The 9,214-nt window shown below is 62.6% G+C and carries 10 protein-coding genes; 6 read left to right on the forward strand and 4 right to left on the reverse strand.

Annotated elements, in window-relative coordinates; genetic code table 11:
• Positions 1–25: 25 nt before the first annotated feature.
• The 4 genes from waaF to ACNOHI_RS21270 form a co-directional block, all read right to left on the reverse strand.
• Positions 26–1,132: a lipopolysaccharide heptosyltransferase II gene (gene waaF, locus ACNOHI_RS21255; protein ID WP_420476706.1), complete on the reverse strand. Its 1,107-nt coding sequence runs from the start codon at positions 1,130–1,132 to the stop codon at positions 26–28.
• Entirely contained in the window at positions 1,129–1,722 is a 594-nt protein-coding gene (locus ACNOHI_RS21260) for a D-glycero-alpha-D-manno-heptose-1,7-bisphosphate 7-phosphatase (protein ID WP_420476707.1), read from the reverse strand. Before ACNOHI_RS21260 ends, waaF begins: the two co-directional genes overlap by 4 nt.
• A gap of 19 nt (positions 1,723–1,741) precedes the next feature.
• Positions 1,742–2,506, reverse strand: a complete 765-nt coding sequence (locus tag ACNOHI_RS21265; RefSeq protein WP_420476708.1) for an SDR family oxidoreductase — start codon at positions 2,504–2,506, stop codon at positions 1,742–1,744.
• Positions 2,507–2,613: 107 nt separating this feature from the next.
• Positions 2,614–3,900: a glycosyltransferase family 4 protein gene (locus ACNOHI_RS21270; RefSeq protein WP_420476709.1), complete on the reverse strand. Its 1,287-nt coding sequence runs from the start codon at positions 3,898–3,900 to the stop codon at positions 2,614–2,616.
• A gap of 343 nt (positions 3,901–4,243) precedes the next feature.
• Between ACNOHI_RS21270 and ACNOHI_RS21275 the strand changes: the two genes are divergently transcribed.
• From ACNOHI_RS21275 to fghA, 6 genes are all read left to right on the forward strand, one after another.
• Entirely contained in the window at positions 4,244–4,741 is a 498-nt protein-coding gene (locus ACNOHI_RS21275; protein ID WP_420476710.1) for a glycine zipper 2TM domain-containing protein, read from the forward strand.
• Positions 4,742–4,821: 80 nt separating this feature from the next.
• Positions 4,822–5,631 carry a mechanosensitive ion channel family protein gene (locus ACNOHI_RS21280; protein WP_420476711.1) on the forward strand — a complete coding sequence of 270 codons (810 nt, stop codon included), beginning with the start codon at positions 4,822–4,824 and terminating at the stop codon, positions 5,629–5,631.
• Positions 5,632–5,796: 165 nt separating this feature from the next.
• Positions 5,797–6,615 carry a hypothetical protein gene (locus ACNOHI_RS21285; protein WP_420476712.1) on the forward strand — a complete coding sequence of 273 codons (819 nt, stop codon included), beginning with the start codon at positions 5,797–5,799 and terminating at the stop codon, positions 6,613–6,615.
• 11 nt (positions 6,616–6,626) lie between these two features.
• Positions 6,627–6,929: a PRC-barrel domain-containing protein gene (locus ACNOHI_RS21290; RefSeq protein ID WP_420476713.1), complete on the forward strand. Its 303-nt coding sequence runs from the start codon at positions 6,627–6,629 to the stop codon at positions 6,927–6,929.
• Positions 6,930–7,001: 72 nt separating this feature from the next.
• Entirely contained in the window at positions 7,002–8,111 is a 1,110-nt protein-coding gene (locus tag ACNOHI_RS21295; RefSeq protein ID WP_420476714.1) for an S-(hydroxymethyl)glutathione dehydrogenase/class III alcohol dehydrogenase, read from the forward strand.
• Positions 8,108–8,962 (forward strand): S-formylglutathione hydrolase, encoded by an 855-nt coding sequence (fghA, locus tag ACNOHI_RS21300; protein WP_420476715.1) that lies wholly within the window; start codon positions 8,108–8,110, stop codon positions 8,960–8,962. Before ACNOHI_RS21295 ends, fghA begins: the two co-directional genes overlap by 4 nt.
• Positions 8,963–9,214: the final 252 nt, after the last annotated feature.

Raw genomic sequence — 9,214 nt, forward strand, 5'->3', positions numbered from 1 at the left:
GCAGCGGGAAATTTTCGGGAAAGGTTCAGGCGTGCAGCGGAGGCATCGCGGTTTCTTCCCCGGGGGCGTGGCCGTGCAGCAGCTCGATCGTCGCCTGAACCACCTGGGCCGGACGGACGCCGCTCAGGCAAAGGTTGTGGCCGTGGGGGCAGACGCTTTTGTAGCAGTACCGGCAGGGCACGTCGCGGAACAGTACCCGGCTCGCAACTTTCCAGGGCGTATGCTGGGGGTTGGTGAGCGCATACAGGTCGACCACCGGCGTGCCCACGGCGGCGGCGATATGCGCCGGCCCGGTATTGTTGGACACGAGTACTGGTGCCAGGGCAATCAGCGCCGCCAGCTGGCCGAGGTCGAGCTGGCCGGCCAGCGAGAGCGTGCCGGACAGACCGGTCCGGATTTCGTCGATGAGCGGCGCCTCGTCCGCGCTTCCGGTAAAGACCAGCGGGCAATCGAGGGAGGCACGCAAGGTGCGTGCGACTTCTCGCCAATGCTGGGGCGGGTAACGGCGGGATGCGGCTGTGGCGCCGGGATGCATGGCGATCCACGTTTCGGACGCATTGACGCCGGCCGATCGCAGCCGGTCGATGATCCACGCGGTCGACGCCGACGGAATGCGAAGGGACATCCTTTCATCGTCCGCCTCCGCGCCAATGGTCTCAACCAGGTCGAGCTGGCGGCGTACCTCGTGGCGCACGCGTTCCTGCGGTTCGGTTTCGCGCACCCAATCGGTCAGCAGGCGGTAGGGATTCTCGCGGCAATGGGCGAGGCGCAGCGGGACGCCCGCCAGGTAGCAGAGCATTGCAGCCGGCAGGGGGGTCTGGCTGTACACCGTGAAAATGACGGCAGCGTCGAAGCGGCACCGCGCCAACATGCCGATCATGTCTGCGTCCGCCTGGGGATCGATCCCGGCACTGCTTTTCATCCAGGGCGCGGCGTAGGTGATGACGTCGTCGATGTCGGGGATAAAGCGCGAAACGGCCTCGCCGCTATGTGAGGTCAGCAGCGTGATATGGCAGCCGGGAATCGATTGCTTCAGCGCCCGTAGCGCCGGCGTGGTCATCAGCACGTCGCCCATGTAATCAAGGCGGATGCAGAGGATGCGTTTTACGTCCTGCCAGGCTCCGACGATCATGAGCCAGCCATCCCGCTGATGCTGCCGGGATGGACGGCTTCAGCCTCGGCAATCATTTGCGCGGCGGCGTAGAGGTCGGGTGCGGTCAGGTGCGGCGTGCGCAGGGACGACAGTTTCCATTCGGTCTCGTTGCCGTTGTCGATCAGTACGGTCCTGCATCCTGCGCGGCGCCCGGCTTCGACGTCGTGCAGGATGTCGCCGATCATCCAGGACTGCGCAAGATCGACCCCGTGCTCATAGGCGGCACGCAGCAGCATGCCCGGCATCGGCTTGCGGCAGGTGCAGGGAATCGCATAGCGACTGACCACGCCCTCGGGACTGTGCGGACAGTAGTAGAAGCCGTCCAGCAGCACGCCGTACTGTGCCAGCCTCTCAGCGAGGCGGTGCTCCACGGGGCCGAGCGCGGCCTCCGTGAACAATCCCTTGGCGACACCCGGCTGGTTGGTGATCACGAAGAGTGCGTAGCCCAGCTGCCTGAACAGCTGCAGCCCCTGGCCGGCGTGCCAGGTCAACTCGATCAGCGCCGGGTTGACGTTGTAAGGCACGTTTTCGACCAGCGTGCCGTCCTTGTCGAGGAAAATTGCGCGCATGACTTGATCCGGCATTCCATCAGGGCCAGGACGTCTCCTGCATTGGCAGCACCATGATCTCGGGGATCACTGTCTGTTCCGGAAGCAGCAGTACCGACTTCACGGCGACGGCGACATTCACCGGATCCTGCAGCGTGGCGGTGTCGATTTCCGGGAAGCGGTCGAGCAGGAAGGGCGTGCGCATGCCGCCGGCGAGCACCGCCGTCACCTTGATCTTCTTGGGACGCAGTTCAGCGTGCAGCGCATGCGACAGGCCGAGCAGGCCCCACTTGCTGGCATGGTAGGCGGATGCGTTGGGCCAGGCGCGCTTGGCCGCGGTGGAGGCGATGTTCACAATATGCCCGCCTTCCTTCATGTGCCGCGCCGCGTACTTCGACAGCAGGAAGGGCCCGTAGAGGTTGGTGCGGATCACGCGGTCCCAGTCGCCATAGGACAGCTCGTCGATGGACTGTGTCACATCCGTGCCGGCATTGTTGAGCAGGACATCGATGCGGCCGAAGCGGCTCACCGTGTCATCGATGGCCCGCTCCGCAGCCACCGGATCGCCGACATTGAAACCGATCGCATGCGTCTTGCCCGCGGACGTATCAAGCAGCGAGGCGACGGTCTGCGCCTTGTCCAGGTTCAGGTCGCCGACCACGATGTTGGCGCCGCAGCTCGACAGTACATGGCACAGCGCCGCGCCGAGACCGCTGGCGCCGCCGGTGACAAGGATGGTCTTGCCGGAAAACAGCTCGGCTTCCGCCGGGTTTGGTACATAGCTCGATACGCTTGTCTTGTTCAATTCCTTCTCCGTAGGTTTTCAACAGTTATCGCCAGCGTAGGCCCGGCACGTGCCGTCTTCCTTGACAAAAACGGCATTCGCGGCAGAAATTCGCAGCGTCGCGCAGGTCAGCTGCGCAAGCTCATCTCTCCGGATGCCGCCAGCGGTTGCATCGCGAAGCTGGTGGCCGGTTCGAGCACGCTTTCGTACACTGCTGCGACATGGGTGGCGACGTTGCGCCAGGTGAAGTGCTGGTAGGCGCGCCGCATGCCAGCCCACCCCATGCGCTGCGCGATATGGGGGTGACGCTGAAGCCAGGCGAGCTTTTCCGCCAGCGCCTCGGGATCGTTAGGCGGAACCAGGCAGCCGGTTTCGCCGTCGACAACCGTGGTCTTGATGCCGCCGACGGCGGTGCCGACGACAGGCGTGCCGCATGCCATGGCTTCCACCGGGGTGATGCCGAAGGGCTCGTACCAAGGTGTCGTCACGAAGACATTGGCCGCACTGTAGTAATAGCGAAGCTGCTCGCGCCGGCGCTGGCCGGTGAAGGTGACCGCGTCTTCCACGTTCAACGCCTGCGCAAGCGCCATCAGTCGGCCGAGCTCGGGTGTAGCGATCGGGTCCGGCTGTTCCGCATTGCCGCCGACCACGAGCAGGCGCGCACGGACCTGGTACTGATGCTTGAGGATGGCGATGGCGCGGATCACGTTGTCGACACCCTTGCGCGGCACCATGCGTCCCAGCTGCAGCACGATGAATTCGTCCTGGCCGAGCCCGAGCTGCTGGCGCGCGTCCAGTGTCACCGGCCAGAATTCGTCGGGATCGAATCCGCACGGCACGATATCGATGCGCTCCGTCGGCGCGTCGTACAACTGTTCCATGTCCGCCTGGTCTTGCGGGCATTCCGCGATGATGCGATCCGCTTCCTGCATCAGGCGCTCTTCAATGGCGAAACGGATATCCGGGAAGGCGTCCGCTTCCTTCTGATTCAGTCGACGTACGCGTCCCAAGGCGTGGAATGTCATGACGAAGGGAATGCCTAGCGACTTCCTCACTTGCCGCGCCACCATCCCCGACATGAAAAAGTTGGCGTGCATCAGGTCGTAGGGCAGTTTTTGCCGCCGCGCAAAGCGGATCACGAAACGACCGAATTGCTCCATGAACGGCAGCATTGCTTCCTTCGGCACATAGTGTGCAGGACCGGCTGGCACATGGACCACCCGCACGCCGGGAACCCAGTCAACGACCTGTTCCTGGAATTCGGAGTCGCGCCGGGTAAAAATGTCGACAAGGTAGCCGAGGCGCGCCAGTTGCTTGGCGAGCTGAGCGACATACACGTTCTGTCCGCCGCTGTCGGTGCTGCCGATTAGGGCCAGGGGAGATGCATGTTCGCTGATAAGAGCAATTTTTCGCATGATTGTCTTGTTTCTTCGAATGGTGGGCGTGCTGCGTTGCCCACCAAGCAAACCATGTACCTAGTCGTTGATTTATTGGCATCGCCTGTTCTTTTCCTGCAGCGTTTGATGTGGCGCAGACAAAACGTGCAGAGCAGGCAAGTAACAAATACAGGCGCATGTAAAAACTGCGTCGGCCCCTTCCAGCAAATACGCCACCGGTCGCGTTCACTTCCCCGGAGCAATGCAAAGAGATCTGGCACGGGAACTGCATCCCTTGCCGGGCGGAGCTGTGCTCGTTCGCTCTCTTTCCGGATGGCGACAGGCGCGGGAAGAACAACGTCAATCGAATAAGGAGATGAATATGTGGACTGACAAAATCAAGCTCACTGCCATTGGTGCATCGGTGATCGCACTCGCTGCCTGCGGCAGCTCGCCGAACCAGACTTCGTCCGTCGGATCCTATCCGGCGACCACGACGTCCGCCAGCACCATTCCCACCACGACAACCAGCAGCACAACCGGCTACGGTGTGGTGCAGGCAATCGACGTCATCCCGCGCGAACAGGCGGCCGGTATCGGCCTCGGCACCGTGGCCGGCGCGGTCGTGGGTGGCGTGTTGGGCAACCAGGTCGGCAGCGGCACCGGACGCAAGGCGGCGACGGTAGCCGGCGCAGTCGGCGGCGGACTGGTAGGTCGCCAGATGGAACAGAACGCCGGCAACTCCGGACAGGTCTACCGCGTCGCGGTGCGCATGGACAACGGTTCGGTGCAGACGCTCGCGCAGGAAGTGGCGCCGGGCGTGCAGGTGGGGGACAGGGTGCGCCTTGATAACGGCGTCATCGTGGAACGCTTCCGCTAGCCACTGATTTCATCAACAGTTTCGGACGATGTGAAGTGCAGGCAGGCATGCCTGCACTTCGCTTTTCTGGAGAAAGAAACTTGAACGCCCACGAGTGGAGGAATTTGCTGGAAGGCGCGTGGCCGTGGCTGCGCATCCTGGTCATCCTGGTGCTTGCATGGGCATCACTGTGGATGATTCGGCGTGTGTTGCGCGTCCTCAAGACCCACATCATCAGCCGCACCGACGAGTACCGCGATTCGCGCCGCATCGAAACCTTGATGAACGTCTTCCGCTACACGGCCAACATCGTGATCGTCGGCGTCGCCATCATGGCCATTCTCGGCACGGTTGGGATCTCGATCGCGCCCATCCTGGCCACCGCCGGCGTGGCAGGTATTGCCATCGGCTTTGGCGCGCAAAGCCTGGTCAAGGATTTCTTCACCGGCCTGTTCCTGCTGATCGAAGGCCAGGTGAGTGAGGGGGACAACATCGAGGCTGCCGGAAAGAGCGGCTATGTCGAGCGCGTCACGCTGCGCCACATCCGTATCCGCGACTACGACGGCAGCGTGCATTTCATTCCCAACAGCATGATTACCGTCGTCACCAATCGCAGCCGGGACTATGCCTTTGCGGTCGTGGATCTCAACGTGCCGCGCAAGGAAGACCTGAACCGCGTATTTCGCCAGATGGAGGAGGTGGTGCGCGACATGCGCGCCGATCCTGCCATCGGCTCGCTCATTCTCGATGATGTCGACATGGGCGGCGTGGAGAAAGTGGAGGACGCTGCGGTGGGATTGCGTTGCCGGATCAAGGTCCTGCCGGCGAAGCAATGGCGCGTGCGACGTGAGTTTCTCCGGCGCATGAAGTCGGCAATGGATACGGTCGAAGAAGTCCAGTCCGCCGCATGACCGGATTTTTTACCCGGCCGTTTGCAATCTTTACGCATGCATTTTCTGCACGGTGTGTCACCGCGCATTTCCAAGCCCGGGCATGGATGTTGCGTTTCGTCTAAACCAGGCACAGAACGGCGAGGGCCCCGTTCCATCGAATGGATGGTGACAGGAGTAAACAATATGGCGATCAATGAAACGCAATCCGCCCGCAGTGCGACACTGCGGCAAGACGAGGCCGTCAGTTACAACATGCGCCGGCAGGCTTTTCCGGCGATACGCTGGGGCGCCATCCTCGCCGGCGTTGCCGTGGGCATATCGATACAGCTTGCGCTGACCTTGCTGGGCATCGCAACCGGCCTGTCCACGACCGAGGTAACGCAGGGCGAGGGCGTGGGGACGGGACCGCTTGTGTGGGCTGGCGTCAGTATGCTGGTTGCGGCCTTTGTCGGCGGCTATGTGGCGGCGCGCATGTCCGGACTCAAGCGCAAGGCGGATGGCATTTTGCACGGCGCCGTGTCCTGGGCAGTGACGACCATTATCTTCGCCGTGCTGGCGACATCGGTGGGCACTTCGCTGGTCGGTGGCGTGTTCAACAACATGAGCCAGTTGGCACAGGCGGGCATGCAGGGCGGCGGGTCGCCCGTGGCCGCCGTCATGCAATCGCAGGGCGCCAGGCTCGACCAGGCATCGATGCAGCAATTCCAGCAACACCTGCAGGCGGGCCAGCGCGAGCCGGCGATACAGCTGCTGGTCAGCAAGCTCGGCGTCGACCAGACGCGCGCGTCGGCGATCGTCGACCAGGCTCTGATCATCACCGGCTCGCCGCAGTCGGCATCGTCGCAAGGCAGGCAGACCAGCGAGAACGCGGTGCAGCGCGCAGGAACGGCCGCATGGGTGGTTTTCCTTGCCGTGGCACTGGCGTTGGCCATCGGCATTGGCGGCGGCGCACTTGGCGCGGCGGGCTCGCGCCGCGTGAGCTGGTCCTCGCCGCAAGCATAGGCGGATTCGACATGCAACGAACCCTCGGCGGAAGCCGTACGCGGGCCAACCGGTTGAAGGCGGGACCGCCGCGTTTTGCACGCTTGTCCGCCAGCGATTCCAGCACCGCCGATTTGCTCTATGGGTGCCCGGTCGTGACGGCACATGGAGAGCGGATCGGCACCGTCGACCACTTGATGGTGGACATCATGACGCACCAGCTGCGTTATGTGGTGCTGGCACGCAAGCGCAATGAAGCGCTGGTGTCCATTCCCTGGCATGCCTTGTACTTCGACGCGGCGCAAGGGCGGCTGGTGTTCTATACCTTGTACTAGTCTTCCCGGCTGCTAATCTGAGAAAAATCGCGGGTGCGGTCCTGTGCCCGGCACATTCCAGGGAGGGAACGCATGAAGACCAGAGCTGCCGTCGCATGGAAATCCGGAAGCCCGCTGACGATCGAAGAGGTCGACCTTGAAGGCCCGCGCGCGGGTGAAGTGCTGATCGAGGTCAAGGCGACCGGCATCTGCCATACCGATTACTACACGCTGTCGGGCGCCGACCCCGAAGGCCTGTTCCCGGCCATCCTCGGCCACGAAGGCGCGGGCGTCGTGGTCGAGACCGGCGCGGGCGTCAACAGCCTCGCCGTCGGCGACCATGTGATCCCCCTGTACACACCGGAATGCCGCCAGTGCAAGTTCTGCCTGTCGCGCAAGACCAACCTGTGCCAGGCCATCCGGTCGACACAGGGCAGGGGCCTGATGCCCGATGCGACGTCGCGCTTTTCCATCGATGGCAAACCCATCCTCCACTACATGGGCACGTCGACGTTTTCCAACTACATCGTGGTGCCGGAAATTGCGGTGGCCAAGGTACGCGAGGACGCGCCCTTCGACAAGATCTGCTACATCGGCTGCGGCGTGACCACCGGCATCGGCGCGGTGGTGTTCACGGCCAAGGTGGAGGCCGGCGCCAACGTCGTCGTCTTCGGTCTCGGCGGCATCGGCCTCAACGTCATCCAGGGCGCGCGGATGGTCGGCGCGGACAAGATCATCGGCGTCGACCTCAATCCCGCGCGGGAGGCGATGGCGCGCAAGTTCGGCATGACGCATTTCATCAATCCGAAGGAAGTCGACAATGTCGTCGACCACATCGTCCAGCTGACCGGCGGCGGTGCCGATTATTCGTTCGAATGCATCGGCAGCACGCAGGTGATGCGGCAGGCGCTCGAGTGCTGCCACAAGGGATGGGGCCAGTCGATCATCATCGGCGTCGCCGAAGCGGGCGCTGAAATCAGCACGCGTCCCTTCCAGCTCGTTACCGGCCGGGTCTGGAAGGGGTCGGCGTTCGGCGGGGCGCGCGGCCGCACCGACGTGCCCAGGATCGTCGACTGGTACATGGAGGGCAAGATCAATATCGATGACCTCATCACGCACAAGCTGACGCTCGCGCAGATCAACGACGGTTTTGACCTGATGAAGCGCGGTGAATCCATCCGCTCGGTGGTAATGTACGAATGACCGCGCATGAAATCGTGAGCGAGCACGGCTGCTTTGGCGGCCGGCAGCGGTTCTACAAGCATATGTCCGAGGCCATTGGCTTGCCGATGCGCTTTTCCGTTTACCTGCCGCCTCAAGCGGAGGAAGGCAAGCAGTGTCCGGCGGTGTTTTTCCTCGCAGGTCTTACCTGTACCGAAGAAACCTTCATGATCAAGGCCGGGGCGCAACGCTGCGCCGCACGTGAAGGGCTGATCCTGATTGCGCCGGATACCAGTCCTCGTGGGGCAAATATTCCCGGGGAGACGGATGACTGGGATTTTGGTGTGGGTGCGGGTTTCTATCTTGATGCGACGCAGGCACCGTGGTCGGCGCACTACCGGATGGAGAGTTACATCACGGGTGAGTTGCTGCCGCTTGTTGCGGGGCTTTTCAATCTCGACCTTGGCCGTGTCGGGTTGATGGGGCATTCGATGGGCGGACACGGGGCGCTGGTGCTGGCATTGCGGCATCCGGGCATGTTCAGGTCTGTCTCGGCGCTAGCGCCGATTGCGGCGGCTACCCAATGTCCTTGGGGGCGCAAGGCTTTTCGGGAGTATCTCGGGGAGGATGAGACCGCGTGGCGTGGATACGATGCCAGCGAACTGATGCGCGCACAGAAGGCCGCTCCTTTTGCGGATGGCATTCTCATCGATCAGGGATTGAACGATCAATTCCTTGCGAGGCAGTTGCATCCGCATCTCTTCGAGGCGGCTTGCGAGGCGGTTGGGCAGCCGTTATCGCTGCGGCGGCATGCGGGTTACGATCATGGGTATTACTTCATTTCTACCTTCATTGACGATCATGTGCGGCATCATGCTGCGCGCTTGACGTGAAGTGGTGAGCGTTCGTTCTTCGGTGGCCCGGTTCTGTAGTCACTCCGTTGGGACTAGCCGGGACTGGCCCCGGCGGGCCACCTACCTTTTTGCTTCGCCAAAAAGGTAGGCCAAAAAGGCGACCCGGTACGGTTTACTCTGATCGGTAACACATTAATTCAAGCACATGGGTAACAGTTTTTTACCCTATGGCTATCTTCATTGCTGGAGAGAGCCATGCCTTGGAAGGATGTCAAACCGATGGACGAGAAG

This window comes from Noviherbaspirillum sp. ST9, assembly GCF_048799745.1.
Classification (GTDB): domain Bacteria; phylum Pseudomonadota; class Gammaproteobacteria; order Burkholderiales; family Burkholderiaceae_D; genus Noviherbaspirillum.